At 35.5% G+C, this 13,987-nt stretch carries 14 protein-coding genes; 8 read left to right on the top strand and 6 right to left on the bottom strand.

Going from position 1 to position 13,987, the window contains the following annotated elements; genetic code table 11:
• Window positions 1–201: 201 nt before the first annotated feature.
• Together CINF_RS05660 and CINF_RS05655 are read left to right on the top strand one after the other, a co-directional pair.
• On the top strand, window positions 202–1,881 hold the full coding sequence (locus CINF_RS05660; protein WP_179974817.1) for a DNA polymerase III subunit gamma/tau: 1,680 nt from the start codon (window positions 202–204) through the stop codon (window positions 1,879–1,881).
• Window positions 1,871–3,448 (top strand): methyltransferase regulatory domain-containing protein, encoded by a 1,578-nt coding sequence (locus CINF_RS05655; RefSeq protein ID WP_179974816.1) that lies wholly within the window; start codon window positions 1,871–1,873, stop codon window positions 3,446–3,448. The genes CINF_RS05660 and CINF_RS05655 overlap by 11 nt, the downstream gene beginning before the upstream one ends.
• Before the next feature lie 148 nt (window positions 3,449–3,596).
• On the opposite strand, the gene rpsI is transcribed toward CINF_RS05655, so the two are convergent.
• From rpsI to hisC, 3 genes are all read right to left on the bottom strand, one after another.
• Window positions 3,597–3,989, bottom strand: coding sequence for a 30S ribosomal protein S9 (gene rpsI, locus CINF_RS05650; protein WP_178697211.1), 393 nt, complete (start codon window positions 3,987–3,989; stop codon window positions 3,597–3,599).
• 2 nt (window positions 3,990–3,991) lie between these two features.
• On the bottom strand, window positions 3,992–4,417 hold the full coding sequence (rplM, locus tag CINF_RS05645) for a 50S ribosomal protein L13 (RefSeq protein ID WP_178697210.1): 426 nt from the start codon (window positions 4,415–4,417) through the stop codon (window positions 3,992–3,994).
• A gap of 162 nt (window positions 4,418–4,579) precedes the next feature.
• Window positions 4,580–5,683, bottom strand: a complete 1,104-nt coding sequence (gene hisC, locus CINF_RS05640) for a histidinol-phosphate transaminase (RefSeq protein ID WP_179974815.1) — start codon at window positions 5,681–5,683, stop codon at window positions 4,580–4,582.
• Between the two features lie 119 nt (window positions 5,684–5,802).
• Here hisC and CINF_RS05635 point away from each other — a divergent pair, with 119 nt between their 5' ends.
• Complete coding sequence (locus CINF_RS05635) at window positions 5,803–7,068, top strand: hypothetical protein (RefSeq protein ID WP_179974814.1); 1,266 nt, start codon at window positions 5,803–5,805, stop codon at window positions 7,066–7,068.
• Window positions 7,068–7,814, top strand: coding sequence for a bifunctional demethylmenaquinone methyltransferase/2-methoxy-6-polyprenyl-1,4-benzoquinol methylase UbiE (ubiE, locus tag CINF_RS05630; protein WP_179974813.1), 747 nt, complete (start codon window positions 7,068–7,070; stop codon window positions 7,812–7,814). The genes CINF_RS05635 and ubiE overlap by 1 nt, the downstream gene beginning before the upstream one ends.
• Before the next feature lie 55 nt (window positions 7,815–7,869).
• Here the strand turns inward: ubiE and CINF_RS05625 are convergent, their stop codons facing one another.
• A complete protein-coding gene (locus CINF_RS05625) occupies window positions 7,870–8,406 on the bottom strand; it encodes an LOG family protein (RefSeq protein WP_179974812.1) in 537 nt (178 codons plus the stop codon).
• Window positions 8,407–8,547: 141 nt separating this feature from the next.
• On the opposite strand from CINF_RS05625, the gene mnmA reads away from it, so the two are divergent.
• Entirely contained in the window at window positions 8,548–9,567 is a 1,020-nt protein-coding gene (gene mnmA / locus CINF_RS05620; RefSeq protein ID WP_179974811.1) for a tRNA 2-thiouridine(34) synthase MnmA, read from the top strand.
• A gap of 164 nt (window positions 9,568–9,731) precedes the next feature.
• On the opposite strand, the gene CINF_RS05615 is transcribed toward mnmA, so the two are convergent.
• Both CINF_RS05615 and CINF_RS05610 read right to left on the bottom strand, forming a co-directional pair.
• A complete protein-coding gene (locus CINF_RS05615; RefSeq protein ID WP_179974810.1) occupies window positions 9,732–10,856 on the bottom strand; it encodes a bifunctional 2-C-methyl-D-erythritol 4-phosphate cytidylyltransferase/2-C-methyl-D-erythritol 2,4-cyclodiphosphate synthase in 1,125 nt (374 codons plus the stop codon).
• Between the two features lie 8 nt (window positions 10,857–10,864).
• Window positions 10,865–11,296, bottom strand: a complete 432-nt coding sequence (locus CINF_RS05610) for a hypothetical protein (protein WP_179974809.1) — start codon at window positions 11,294–11,296, stop codon at window positions 10,865–10,867.
• A gap of 277 nt (window positions 11,297–11,573) precedes the next feature.
• Between CINF_RS05610 and CINF_RS05605 the strand changes: the two genes are divergently transcribed.
• From CINF_RS05605 to CINF_RS05595, 3 genes are read left to right on the top strand one after another with little or no spacing between them, the layout of a single operon-like run.
• The gene (locus CINF_RS05605; RefSeq protein ID WP_179974808.1) at window positions 11,574–12,275 is read left to right on the top strand and encodes a CDP-alcohol phosphatidyltransferase family protein; all 702 of its coding nucleotides are present in this window, start codon (window positions 11,574–11,576) and stop codon (window positions 12,273–12,275) included.
• Window positions 12,254–12,997 (top strand): SDR family NAD(P)-dependent oxidoreductase, encoded by a 744-nt coding sequence (locus CINF_RS05600; RefSeq protein WP_179974807.1) that lies wholly within the window; start codon window positions 12,254–12,256, stop codon window positions 12,995–12,997. The genes CINF_RS05605 and CINF_RS05600 overlap by 22 nt, the downstream gene beginning before the upstream one ends.
• 25 nt (window positions 12,998–13,022) lie before the next feature.
• A complete protein-coding gene (locus CINF_RS05595) occupies window positions 13,023–13,985 on the top strand; it encodes a ketoacyl-ACP synthase III (protein WP_179974806.1) in 963 nt (320 codons plus the stop codon).
• The last annotated feature ends 2 nt before the right edge of the window (window positions 13,986–13,987 follow it).

Below are 13,987 nucleotides of genomic sequence, written 5' to 3'. Positions count from 1 at the left end.
GTTTGAGCTTGCTTTAAATACTCCGCTAGTAATAATTAAAATTTTAAAAAATGCGATTGTCTTGTGATTTTGATAAAATTTTAAATAAATTCTGCGTGGATTTTGCCAAATTAGGATTGTTTTGTTTATATTCAGCAAGCTTTTTGTATTTTTTAGCTAAATTTTACCCTTTGTTTTATTAAATCGCATAAGAGGTTATCAATGCAAGCCCTAGCTTTAAAATATCGTCCTAAAAATTTCGCCGAATTAATCGGCCAAGATGTTATCGCAAGCTCGCTTTCGCGCGCCCTTGATAGCGAGCGTTTAGGGCATGCTTATTTGTTTTCTGGGCTTAGAGGTAGTGGCAAGACTAGCTCGGCTAGGATTTTTGCTAAGGCGCTGTTATGCCAAAAGGGCGTTAGCTCCCATCCTTGCGAGGTTTGTCAGAGTTGTGTGATGGCAAATGAAGGTCGCCATCTTGATATAATTGAGCTTGATGCCGCAAGCCATAGAAGCATAGATGATATTAGGGATTTAACCGAGCAAACGCGCTATGCGCCGATGTCTGGGCGATTTAAAATTTTTATAATTGATGAAGCACATATGCTTACCCAGCAAGCTTGCAATGCGCTTTTAAAAACGCTTGAAGAGCCGCCAAGTTATATAAAATTTATTTTGGCCACAACCGATCCGTTAAAGTTACCAGCTACGATTTTATCGCGCACACAGCACTTTCGCTTTAAACCTATAAGCATTCAAAATATCGTCCATCATTTAGAATTTATTTTAAGCAAAGAGGGCATAAAGTATGAAATAGACGCGCTTAATATCTTAGCAAGAGCGGGCGAGGGTTCTTTGCGCGATACGCTTACTTTGCTTGATCAAGCTATAATTTTCACCCACGAAAACATCAGCGCTACGCAAATTGCCGATATGTTAGGCATTTTAGATCCAGCAAAAATAGATGAAATTTTAAAAGTGGTTCAAAATGGCGTAGATGCCGATATAAGCGCGCTTATAAAAGAATTAAACGAAAGCGATGCGGTTATGATAATCAACGAGCTAATCTCAAATTTAAAATTTAAGTTTATCTCGCCAAATCCTAGTTTTTCTTTGCTGATTTTTGAGCGATTTTTTCGCATTTTAAGCCAGGCAAAAAATATGCTAAATAGTGGCAGCGATGCTGAGTTTGTGCTGTATATAACGCTATTTATGATGAAAGAATGCTTTAATATCCCAAATATCGATAATGTGATTTTAAACGCGCAAAGCTCATTAGATAATAAAACAAATCAAAATTTGCCAAAAAGCGCGCAAACTCCCACAAATGCTACAAATTTTAACCCGCAGCTTAATCAGCCAGCACCAACAAAGCAAGCACAAAAGCCTTCAAGCGCTGATATGTATGAGCGTTTTTTAGGCTTGATATATGATAGAAATTACGAGCTTGGCGAGTGTTTTAAAGAGTGTATTTGTTTTGATGGTTTTGAAAATGGCATTATTAGCCTTAGCTCGCGAGCAAATAACGAGCAAAGCGCGATGCAGCGCAAGTATTGGGGCGTGATTAAAGAATTAGCATTGGCTAGTTTTGGTAGCGATAAGTTTAAGGTGCAAAAAATCCCTAATGACTTGCCAAAAAGCGATGACGATGTGCTAAATAATATTTTAAGCGCGCAAAATGCTAGCCCTAATCCAAGCAATATCCCTAGCCAAAATGCTAGCCCTAATCCAAGCGCAAATAATAACCCAAATGCCAGCGATAAGCAAGTTAGCACAAATGAAATTTCAATAACCCCATTAAGCGAGCAAGCCCTAAGTAAAGATGAGCTTAGAAATATAAATGAGCTTAATATTTTATTTGGCGAACCTGAGATTATAGAGGACAAAAAAGATGATAAATGATTTAATAAAAACTTCTTATGATAAAGTGCCATATCAATCAAATGCTTTCATAAACGCAAGCATAGATAGAATGTATGTAGTAGCAAAAAGCTATGGGATAAATGCCACAAAACCAGAAAATGCGCGCGTTTTAGAGCTTGGCTGTGCAGCCGGTGGCAACATAATAGCACAAGCCATAAAGCATAAAAGCGCAAATTTTATAGGCGTGGATTTAGCCACTAGCCAAATCCAAGAAGGCCAAAAAGCTATCAATAAACTAGGGCTAAAAAATATAGAGCTATTTAGTGATGATTTAGCAAATATAGCTAGGGGGGTCGCTAAATACGGCAAGTTTGATTATATCATAGCTCACGGCATTTTTAGCTGGGTGCCTGATTTTGTAAAAAAGGCAATTTATGAAATAGGCGCGAAGTTATTAAGCGAAAATGGCGTGCAAATGATAAGCTACAACACCTACCCAGGCTGGAAATTTAAAGAAATAACGCGCGATTTTATGCGTTTTGCTAGTAAGGATATAGATTTTGATAAAGAGCCAGCACAAAAATTACAATGCGCTCTAAATGCTTTAAAATTTGAAATAGGCGCATATAAAACCACTACATTAAGCAGCCCAGCCCATGATTATCAAATCCTAACAAGAGAGCTAAAAGCCCATAACAACAAAAAAGTTCAAGATAATAAAAACCCTAGCTACATTATGCACGAATATTTAGAAATTTATAATTCGCCCTCGTATTTGATAGATTTTGTCGCTGATGCCAATGATTTAGGGCTTGCTTATATTGAGGATATGCATTTACATTTTGATTATAATGAGTTTAGTAACGCCGCTGTCGAAGAATACGCCAAATTAGCGTGGAAAAACCGCATAGAAAAAGATCAAATGTTTGATTTTCTTAACTCCACGCAGTTTCGCCACTCTCTTTTAACCCTTAAAAAAAATGAAAGCAAAATATGCCTAGATCACGCCAAAATGCAAGAGCGCATTATGGATTTTCATCTTTGTCTTAGTGATAAAAGCGAGTATTTAAAAGAGCGCGCGAAGGGCTTAGAGCTTGAGCATTTGGTGCGTGCGCTTTATGACGCCTATCCAGCTAGCATTAGCGTGCGCGAAGCCATAAAGCTAGTCCCGCAAAATACTTTAATAGGCCATATTTATGATATATCAGCGGTTACAAGTAGTATTTTTATAAGTTATGAGAGGCTTTTTGATATTAAATACGAAGTTAATAAATCGCGCCTAAGACAGGATTTTATGCCTTTGGTGCGGTATTTGGCAAATGATAAAACGCAGGCTTTGTGTTTGGGCGGTTATTTAAATCAAGCCTTGCGCCTAAATAGCACTGATTATGAAATATTTACTATGCTTGATGGCAAACACTCAAAGGCCGATATTATAAAGTATTTATTAAAAAAATGCCGTATGGGTAATTTTGTGCCAAGCGTGCAAATTGATGGCAAGCAAATGCTTTTGGGCAAGCCAAGCGAGCAAGAAGCGCATTTTAGCTCTGTGGTTGATAATCTTATAAAGGGCTTAGAGCTAGCTTATATGTTTGAGAAATTTTAATTAAAATATTTGAGAAATTAAAATTTTAATTTTAACAGCGCAAATTTTAAAATTTAAGGTTTAATTGCTGGTAAATTAAGCGACTAATTGCTAAAAATAAATTTTAATAAAAGCAGTGCTTGCAAGCTTGAAGCTTGCAAGCAAAATATTAGCGTTTAGAAAATTGTGGAGAGCGGCGGGCTTTGCGGCGACCGTATTTTTTACGCTCTACGGTGCGACTATCGCGGGTTAGCAAGCCTTCTGGTTTTAGTGCTTTGCGAAATTGTAAATCAAGGGCTGCAAGTGCGCGCGAAATGCCATGCCTTAATGCTTCGGCTTGGGCTGAGTAGCCACCACCTAGCGTTACAGCTTTAATATCTACTAAGCTTTCTTGTTTGGTTACTAGCAGGGGCTGGACGACTTTTAGCTTGATGGCTTCATGTCCGCCAAGCCAAGTGTTTAAATCCATACCATTTACTATAATCTTGCCACTACCAGCTTTTAGCCATACCTTAGCGACTGCTGATTTTCTCTTGCCTGTTGCGTATGTAGTAGAAGCCATTTTTATTTTCCTTTATTTTGTATTTGTGCGGTGTGCGGATGCTCGCTGCTTGCATATACACGGAATTTTTTAATCATTTCTTTGCCTAGTTTTGTCTTAGGTAGCATACCGCGCATTGCTAGTTTATAGAGTTTTTCAGGTTTGTTTTTTAGCATTTGGCCAAATTTTTCGCTCTTAACTGAGCCAAAATAACCCGAATGACGATGATAAAGCTTATCTTCGGCTTTATTTGCGCCGGTAAAAATAGCCTCTGAGGCATTTATGATGATGACAAAATCGCCACAATCTACATTTGGAGTATAGCTTGGTTTATGCTTGCCACGCAAATACACAGCGGCTTTTGTAAGCAAGCGACCAAAAATCTCGCCCTTAGCATCAAGCACGATCCATTCGCGCTTAACTTCGCTAGGTTTTGTAATTCTAGTCATTTTTAATCCTTTCATTTTTTACAAAATAAAGGCGCAATTATAAGATTTGTAGCTTATAATATGCTTAAATTAAGTTAAAATTTATATTAAAAATATTTGAAATTTTAAAATATGGCAAAAGGCAAAATTAAAATTTAATTTTGCCTTTTAAAGTGGTGAAGTTTAGCTAAATAAGCCATCAAGTTCTTTTAAGACTTTTTTATTTTGTGCTTTTGTGCCTATGGTGATGCGAACGGCGTTTAGGTCGTAGCTTTTAAGGTTGCGCAGTATTATCCCGCGCGATAATAAAATATCGCAAAGCTTTGTGCTGTCGTGTTTATGGCTTAGTTTAAAGGTGATAAAATTTGTGTAGCTAGGGATAAATTCTATGCCCTTTTTGTTGGCAAAATTTTCATATTTTTTCATTTCTTGGAGATTGTTTTTTAGCGTTTTGATGATGAAATTTTCATCATTTAAAGCAGCAATAGCACAAGCTAGGCTTGGCGTTGAGATATTAAATGGTGGTCTTAATTTATGTAAGGATTTGATTATTTCGTCATTTGCTATGCCATATCCTACTCGCATTCCGCCTAATCCATAAGCTTTTGAAAAGGTTCCCAAATACAGCACATTTTCAAAATTTCGCACTAATTTTTTTGGATTTATGGCTTTTTTGCTGTCTTTAAAACTAGCAAATTCCATATAAGCACAATCAAGCATAATTAGAGTGTTTTTATCAATTTTGGCTATGAAATTTTCAATCTCGCTAGCGTTTTCGCACTCACCAAGTGGATTATTTGGCAAGCATAAAATAACCACGCCAATGCTATTTTTGTGTTTTTCATAAAGTTCTAAAAGCTCGGCTAAATCGTGCTTTTGGCTTTTTGTTTTAAAATGTGGCGCGCCGATGTGGCTAGCATAAACTCCATACATACCAAAGCTAACGCCTGCTGTTAAAATGCCCAATTTATCATTACAAACTGCGCCTAAGGCGAACTCAATCACCTCATCAGAACCAGAACCGATAATAAAATTTTCGCTTTTTAGCTCAAATTTTTTGGCTAGGGCATTTTTTAGCTCATGGTAGCTATCATCTGGGTATAAATTAGCCCTTTTGGCTGCTTTTTTTATGGCTTTAATGGCTAGCGGCGATGAGCCAAATGGATTTTCATTGCTTGCTAATTTTATGATTTTTTTAGGATTTATTTTAAAATCTTTGGCAACTAATTCTATTGGTTTGCCGGCTTCATAAACGGGCAAATTTTTGATTATTTCGTTAAATCGCATCAGCTATCCTTTTAAATAAAGCCGTGATTTTACAAATATAAGTATTAAAATAGAATTAAATTTTCTTTTAAGTCAAATTTGATAAAATTTGCGGTTTAAACTTTAAAATTTAGGCGCAAATGACAGATTTAAAATTACGATTTTTACTAAACTCACAAGAGATATTTTCAAAATTAGCCAAAAATTTTATTTGTGAAAAAACGAAGTATTATTTAAGGCTAAAAAATAACGCCCTAAGCCTAAGTAATAACGATAAAAACGCGATTTGTAATGCTTTGTTACAAAGCAAATTTACTTTTAGTTTGGCTAATTTGCCTTGTGTGATTTTGCTTTATGATTTTTGCGATTTGGCTATTTTAGAAGTTTCTTTTAATGATGCTGATGAATTAAAAAATTTTAACTTGCCTAGCGTGATTGAAAATTTAGTGCTTGAAAATATCACAAATAACGATTCTTACGCGCTTAATAATGTGGCACTTTTTGGCAATCCTCGCTTTAAATTTAATTATCAAAACGCCTTAAAATACGCCCAAAACTTAGCTAATTTTAGCTTGCAAAGCCCTGGGGTAATAAGCGCTTATGATGGGATTAGATGCGTGCTTATCTCGCTAATAAAACCGCTAAAAGCGACCCTAAATAAATTCTTAGCACACAAAAACACAAAAAGCATAAATGAATTAAATTTTATTTTAATGCAAAATATAGCGATTATGCAAAGTTTCGGGGCGATTTTTGATGAAAAAATTTTAAATGTTTTTTTAAGCTTGTTAAACAATTACACAACAAACCTTAATGAATTAGCCAAAAAAAATTATTTATGCGAATATTTACAAGTTCAAAATATCGGTGTTCAAAGTTTCGCTATCTTAGAGCGCGAACGCTCTGTGCTTGAAGATGATTGTATCGCAAAAAGCCATGAATTAGAAAATATATTAAAAGAGTGGGTTTTTGTTTTGCATGATGATGAATTTTTTTATTCATCGCCTCTTGGTAAAAATGAGCTTAAAAGCACGCTTGCGCCGTTATTTTCTCGTAAAATCAATATGTTTTTAACTCAAATTTATAGCTTAAATTACGAATCCATCGGCATTAAAGCAAATGAGCTTTTTGTTTTGGCTAGTCTTTTTGGCTCGCTGTATCAAAGCCAAAAATTTGCCAAATTCGCTAAAAAATTAAATAATATCAGCATAAACTCTAATCAAATTGTAAAATACAAAATTTTAAACAAAGCATTTAATGGCGCGCAAATGGACGATTTTAAAAAGCAATTAAGCCAAAATATCGCACAAAGTGTAAAAAAATTAGACAAAAAAAATCAAAAACTTTATAAAAAAGTCGATGAAATTAAAGAAATTTTAAAAATTTACGAAGAAAAAGGATTTTAGTGCAAAAGCAAGAAAAAATAGTACAAATGTTTGATAGTATCGCGCCAACTTACGATATAACAAACCGCATTTTGAGTTTTGGCATAGATAAAAGTTGGCGCAAGCGTGCGGTGGATTTTGTGCTAGAAAAATATTCACATCATAGCATAAATATCGCTGATATCGCTTGCGGCACTGGCGATATGATAAGTTTGTGGGATAAGCGCGCAAAGCTGATAAATATTGTTATTAAAAGCATAGCTGGCATTGATCCTAGCAAAGGTATGCTAGAAGTAGCGCGCAAAAAATTTATCAAAAATGAAAAAGTGCGCTTAGAGTGCGCTTATGCCGATAATACCGGCTTAGAAAGCGATTGGGCGGATATAATTTCAATAAGCTATGGCATTAGAAATGTAAGTGAGCGCGAGAAGGCTTTGTGCGAGTTTAATAGAGTGCTTAAAAATGGCGGTTATTTGCTGGTTTTAGAATTTACAAAACGCTCAAAAAAGGGCTTTATGGCAAACTTGCGTGATTTTTATTTGCTAAAAATGCTACCTAAAATCGGCGGTTTTATCAGCAAAAATAAAAATGCCTATGAATATCTCCCACAAAGCATTGAAAATTTTTTAGACAAAGAGCAGTTTAAGAGCGAGCTAAAAAAAGCTGGTTTTCAAGTAGAAATTATTAGAAGTTTTTCTTTTGATATTTGTTCTATGTTTGTAGCTAGAAAAGTAAAAGAATTAGATGATTTTAGTATGCTTGATTAAGGGGTAAATTTTAAAATTTCGCCCTTATTTTGGCATTTTTAGGGCAAATTTTAAATTATGAATTAGAGCGCAAATATTCAAGCACTTCATCGCTGCTATCAAGTAGGGCAAAAGAGCTAAAATCAAGCTCATTTATCATACCGCGAGCTAGCAAAACCTCGCGCATAAACTCTACTAATTTAGCCCAAAACTCTCTCCCATAAAAAATAATTTTTGCTTTTTTTAGCTCCGTGCAAGCTAGCACAAGCACCTCAAATGCTTCATCAAGCGTGCCAAAACCGCCAGGCATTATGATAAAAGCGCAACTTTGCTCTATTAGCAAAAGTTTGCGCTCACTTAGCTTGTTGGAAATTTTAACAAGCGTGCAATATTGATTTGTGATTTGTTCGTGCGGGAGCTTGATGTTTATGCCTATGCTTTTGCCGCCAGCTTCAAAAGCACCTTTATTTGCTGCTTCCATTATCCCGCTACTACCGCCTGTAATGACGCCATATCCTTGCTTTGCTAGGTTTTTTGCTAGCTCGTAGGCGGCTTTGTAGTATTTATCGTTTGCTTTTGTTCTAGCTGAGCCAAAGATTGTGATATAGTGCATTTTCGTCCTTTTAGCGCGCGATTATACTAATACTAGCTAAAATATAATTTAAAAAAGCAAATAAATAAAGTAATAAAGTATATTTTTAAGAAAATGCTAATATTTTAGCGATATAATAGCATTTTAAAAACTGGGGTAAAGATGAAGGTTTTAATAGCTTTAAGTGGTGGCGTAGATAGTTCGATGAGTGCCAAAATTTTATTAGATGCTGGTTTTAGCGTGATTGGGTGCTATATGATGCTCCACGATAAGCCAAATTATCACGAAAAAAATATTGCTAATGTGCAAAAAGTCGGTGATTTTTTGGGGATAAAGACACAAATTTTAAATTTAAAAGAGCAGTTTAAGCACGATGTTTATGATTTGTTTGTTAGTTCTTATGCTAAGGGCATTACGCCCAATCCTTGCGCGCATTGTAATCGCTTGATAAAATTTGGGGCTTTATGGGAGTTTGCTAAGAAAAATGGCTGCCAAAAAATCGCCACGGGGCATTATGCGCGCATTGAAAATGGGCTTTTAAAAGCGGCCGTTGATAAGAGTAAAGATCAAAGTTATTTTCTTTCAAATATCGAACCTGCCGTGCTTTCACATATTATTTTCCCGCTTGGTGATAAATTAAAAAAAGACATTAAAGCAAATGCGGCAAAATTTCCACAAATCGCCGAGCTAGCCACGCAAAAAGAAAGCAGTGAGATTTGTTTTGTAGAAAATTCCTACACAGAAATTTTAGCCAGGCATTTTAACACGCAAATGCGCGGAGTGGTGCGAGATAGCGCTGGGCGGGCAATTGGCGAGCATGATGGATATATGAATTATACAATCGGCAAGCGCAAAGGATTTAGAGTGCATGGCGCGCACGAGCCGCATTTTGTAACGGCTATAAATCCTGAAAATAACGAAATAAGCGTTGGTTTAAAAAAAGAGCTTGAAAAAACAAGTTTTGAGACTTTAAATTTTAATAATTTCACAAATGAAACTAGTTTCAAATGCTTTGTAAAAATTCGCTACAAAAGCGAGCCTGTGCCGTGCGTGGTGCGCCAAAATGGGCGCGGTGGCGTGTTTGTAGAGCTTTTGCGTCCTGCAAGTGCGATAGCTAGCGGGCAACTAGCGTGCTTTTATGATGAGCAAGCCAGAGTGCTAGCTAGCGGGTTTATAGCGTAATTTATGGCTTGATAAATCCGCGCTAAGAGCATAAATTTAGGCTATGAAATTTTAATAAATTAAAATTTTAAGCTAAATTTGTGCGAGGTAAATAAAAATATTTGTGCTAGGCAAGCGCGCATTAAGTGTGATGTTAAAATTTAATGGCAAATTTTGATAAAATTTTAAATATCCTTATGCCATTGATAATATTTCAAGCTAACGCTTGCTAGCGCGCCTATGCCTTCTTCGCGCCCGATAAAGCCCATTTTTTCCATAGTTGTAGCTTTGATATTTACAAAATTTTCATTTACACCTAAAATGCTAGCCACATTTTGGCGCATTTGCTCTTTAAATGGTGTGATTTTGGGCTGTTGGGCTAGTATTGTGATATCCGCATTTACTATATCAAAACCAAAATTTCGCACCATTTTAACGCAAGTTGCGAGTAAATCCTTAGAGCAAGCGTCCTTATAGCGCTCATTAGTATCTGGAAAATGCTCGCCTATATCCCCAAGCCCACTAGCCCCATAAATCGCATCGCACAAAGCATGCAAGGGCGCATCGCCATCGCTGTGTGCTTTTAATGCTTTAATATATGGGATTTTGACCCCACAAAGCGTGATATATTCGCCAGCACAAAAACTATGCACATCAAAGCCATGACCACTAAAAAAAACCTTATCTGCTTTTGGCAAATTAAGATAAGCCAAATCATCTTTAAAGGTTATTTTGCGGGCTTTTTCATCGCCTTGGACATAGCAAATTTTAGCGCCTATTGCTGATATTGCTTGGCTATCATCTGTGAAATCTTCGTTATTTTCAAGTGCTTTTTTAAGCAGCCCCAAGCGCGAAATTTGCGGAGTTTGGATAAGTTTTAGCTCATCTCTATTTATGCTAGTAGAGCCTAAAATGGCAGTATCGGCAACTTTTAGCGCTGGGACTATGCACTGGGCGTTGTTTAATTGATTTATTAGCCTTGAAATTAGCTCAGGCAAAATGCAAGGTCGCGCGATATCGCTAGTCATTACATATTCGCTATCAACAAAATTTAGGGCATTTTTTAGGCTTTGCTGGCGCGTTTTGCCGCCGATTATGTATTCAAAGCTTGGCTCAAAACGCTTCATATAAGCTATTTCGTTTTCTTTGGCGGCGATTACAATTTTTTTAAAGGGTAGCATTTTGGCCAAATTTTTACTAGCATAAAGCCATAAAGGTTCGTTAGCGATCCTTAGCCATTGTTTTTTTGTGGGCATTTTAAAGCGCGAGCTATCGCCTGCGCCAAGCATAATTAGCGAAATATCTAGCATTTTTTTCCTTAATTTCGATTTTGTATGCCACTTTTTTCCATTTTATCTATTTCGTTTTGATAATCTGGATTAAGTTTTTTTAAAGCAGCATTTAGGGCTGAGATCATTTTAGCATCTGCGTTTTTTGAGCCAGCAAAATACTTAATAAAATTAAGCTGTTCATTTGCTTCGTTTGTGATTTTATCGCTTTTAATAGGCAGTTTAAAATTTGCTAAAAAATACTCGCTGATTATGTTTAAATCATTTTTTGATGCGGTTTTGGATTTTAAGAAGTCGTTTATTTGTTTTAGGCTTGGTTTTTTGGCGTTTTTGATTAGCTCTATTACATCTATATCGCTTTTAGCGCGTGATTTAATGCTAAAATATAAAAGAAACAACACAAGAGCTAAAATTATAAATAAAAACACAAGCAAAATAATAATTAAAAGAGTTTTATTCATAAAAAAGCCTGAACTTAAAATTTAAGCGCAAATTATATATTTTTTTGTATAATTTTATTTTAAATTTGGTTAAAATTAATTTTTTAAAAAGGAACAAAATGCAAAAATCCAAAATATTGCCACCCCCCCCAATTATTTTAAGCTTAATAAAAAATTTCCAAAAATTTTATTTTTTAGGCTATAAACAAACTTCTTTGATTGATTTTTTGAGTAAAAATTGCGAACTTATTATAAGTGATGAGAGTATAAATGCCAGCTTTTGTAAAGAGGTTGAAGTATGAAATTAGATGAAAAACTCAAAAAATCTGACCGCCTAGAAGTCAAACCGACATATTATATAACTGAGTATATTTGGCGAGTTTTAATAGTCCAAAAATTTATCTTATTACCACTTGCAAAAACAAATATCACACCAAACCAAGTTACAATTTTTGGTGGATTTTGTATTATTGGCTCATTTATTTTGCTCTATCTAGGGCATAATGTTTTAAGTGGAATTTTATTTTTAATCTATAGCATATCAGACCATACCGATGGAACGCTATCTCGCCTTAAAAATCAAAGCACAAAATTAGGCTACTTTCTTGATTATACCTGCGATTATATAGCGTGGTTTGGGCTTATTATCTTAGCTAGTTATCTTTATAATGTTAGTATATTTTGCACTATTTTTATCATCTCTACCTTGCTATTTCATCAGCAATTTTGTAAGCATTTTATCCATAAAAGATTAAAAAAATTAAATAAAATTTATAGATTTGGGCTTAAAAAATATCTTTTAGAGCGTGGAATTTTACTTGGGATTGATGCAAGCCTTCTTGCTATAGTGCTATCTATTGCGATTTTTAGCTTGAAATTTGAGCTATGTTTTTACGCTCTTGGGACGATATATTTGATAGATTTGATATATCGTAGTACCGAGCTATACTATAATATAAAACTAAATGGGGGGGGTAAATGGATAATAAAACTTATATAATCACCGGAGCCACATCAGGCATAGGCAAATGCGTAGCCAAAGAGCTTGCCAAAAGTGGCGCTAGATTGCTACTTCTTGGTAGAAATTTAAACTCTTTAAACAAGCTAAAAGATGAGCTAAACTCTCCAAATAACCACGATATAGCGATATTTGACTCAAACAAGCTTGATAGCATTGAGCTAGCAGTGGCGAAATTTGCTAATAAATTTAAATTAAATGGCTTTATCCATAGCGCTGGCGTGCTAAGCCCAATGCTACTTCGTGATCTAAATTTAACTAAAATGCAAGAGCTAATTAATATAAATCTACTAACATTTTTCGCTCTAGCTAAGGCTACATTAAAGCATAATAGATATGTCAAAAATGATACTAGCATTGTAGCCATTAGCTCTATGGCAGCTTTTGGTGCTGAGCCTGGACTTAGTCTATATGGAGCTAGTAAGGCAGCCCTAAACTCAGCCGTATCGAGCCTAGCCAAGGAATACGCCAAAAAAGGAGTAAGGATCAACGCCGTAGCACCATTATATGTAAATACCCCTATGTATGATGATTTTGTAAATAACTTCATATCCCAAGAAGCCCACAAATCAAAGCTAAATGAGATAATGCCACTTGGCTTAATAGAGCCTAGCGATGTAGCTAAATCGGTGCTATTTTTGCTAAGTTCTCAATCTAGCAAAATCACCGCAGAGTGTATCAAAAATCAGCTCTGGGGGGGGTAATGATGAAATTTAAGTGGAAAATAGCATGAAACTAGCCTATTACTTGCCAAATGAAACTATAGATAATAGCTACTTTGCTAGTCTTGCTAAAAGTGATGAGTATAGTTGTGAGCAAATTTATCAAAAATCAGGAATCAAATATCGCCACAAGGCCGCCCCAAATGAGCTTACTAGCGACCTAGCGGCTAAGGCGGCTTTAAATTTAATTAATGGGTATGATATAGACCCAGCTAGTATAGATATGCTTTTGCTTTGTACTCAATCGCCTGATTATCTCCAGCCAGCTACGATTTATCTCCTTCATCATAAATTAAATTTACCCAAAACCACAAACGCAATGGAGATTAATATCGCTTGTAGCGGCTACGCTCACGGATTATTAATAGCTAAATCTTTAATAATCTCTAAAAGCGTGAAAAGGGTATTGCTATGCACAGCTGATATGTGCTATAAAATGTTTGAAAATAGTGATATGGCACAAAGAATATTATTTGGCGATGGAGCAAGTGCGACTATAATCGATGATAGCAACGCTTATAAAATCGGTCAAATCATATGCGGCACAGATGGGGGCGGGTTTTTTAGTATGTATAAAAAATATGGTGGCTACGCAAATCCATTTAACGCCCAAACCCCATCAAATACCCTTACCATGAATGGTCCAGAGATATTTCTATTTACCATTAGAGAGATTCCAAATTTAGTCAAACAAACCCTAAAAGCCAATAATCTAAATTTAGATGATATAGACTATTTTGTCTTTCATCAAGCCAATTTATTGATACTTCAAGCCATTGCCAAAAGCTTGAAATTAGATAATTCTAAGGTGATTTATGATATCGAAAATGTAGGCAATACATCATCTTCTAGCATACCAATAGCGTTAAAAAGAGCCATTGAAAATAACAAGATAAAACCTACAAATAAGGTATTAATAGCCGGTTTTGGCATAGGTCTTGCGTGGAGCGGGACGATTATAACTATATAAAG

Origin of the sequence: Candidatus Campylobacter infans (assembly GCF_013416015.1) — a bacterium.
GTDB classification, from domain to species: domain Bacteria; phylum Campylobacterota; class Campylobacteria; order Campylobacterales; family Campylobacteraceae; genus Campylobacter; species Campylobacter infans.
This window is presented reverse-complemented; position numbering and strand designations above follow the sequence as displayed.

Bases quoted from the DNA above. Each gene is read 5' to 3' on its own strand.
- CINF_RS05605 (WP_179974808.1), top strand. From the start codon at position 11,574: ATGAAATTAGATGAAAAACTCAAAAAATCTGACCGCCTAGAAGTCAAA.
- mnmA (WP_179974811.1), top strand. From the start codon at position 8,548: ATGAAGGTTTTAATAGCTTTAAGTGGTGGCGTAGATAGTTCGATGAGT.
- CINF_RS05600 (WP_179974807.1), top strand. From the start codon at position 12,254: ATGGATAATAAAACTTATATAATCACCGGAGCCACATCAGGCATAGGC.
- CINF_RS05655 (WP_179974816.1), top strand. From the start codon at position 1,871: ATGATAAATGATTTAATAAAAACTTCTTATGATAAAGTGCCATATCAA.
- CINF_RS05660 (WP_179974817.1), top strand. From the start codon at position 202: ATGCAAGCCCTAGCTTTAAAATATCGTCCTAAAAATTTCGCCGAATTA.
- CINF_RS05615 (WP_179974810.1), bottom strand. From the start codon at position 10,856: ATGCTAGATATTTCGCTAATTATGCTTGGCGCAGGCGATAGCTCGCGC.
- CINF_RS05635 (WP_179974814.1), top strand. From the start codon at position 5,803: ATGACAGATTTAAAATTACGATTTTTACTAAACTCACAAGAGATATTT.
- CINF_RS05610 (WP_179974809.1), bottom strand. From the start codon at position 11,296: ATGAATAAAACTCTTTTAATTATTATTTTGCTTGTGTTTTTATTTATA.
- hisC (WP_179974815.1), bottom strand. From the start codon at position 5,683: ATGCGATTTAACGAAATAATCAAAAATTTGCCCGTTTATGAAGCCGGC.
- CINF_RS05625 (WP_179974812.1), bottom strand. From the start codon at position 8,406: ATGCACTATATCACAATCTTTGGCTCAGCTAGAACAAAAGCAAACGAT.
- rpsI (WP_178697211.1), bottom strand. From the start codon at position 3,989: ATGGCTTCTACTACATACGCAACAGGCAAGAGAAAATCAGCAGTCGCT.
- CINF_RS05595 (WP_179974806.1), top strand. From the start codon at position 13,023: ATGAAACTAGCCTATTACTTGCCAAATGAAACTATAGATAATAGCTAC.
- rplM (WP_178697210.1), bottom strand. From the start codon at position 4,417: ATGACTAGAATTACAAAACCTAGCGAAGTTAAGCGCGAATGGATCGTG.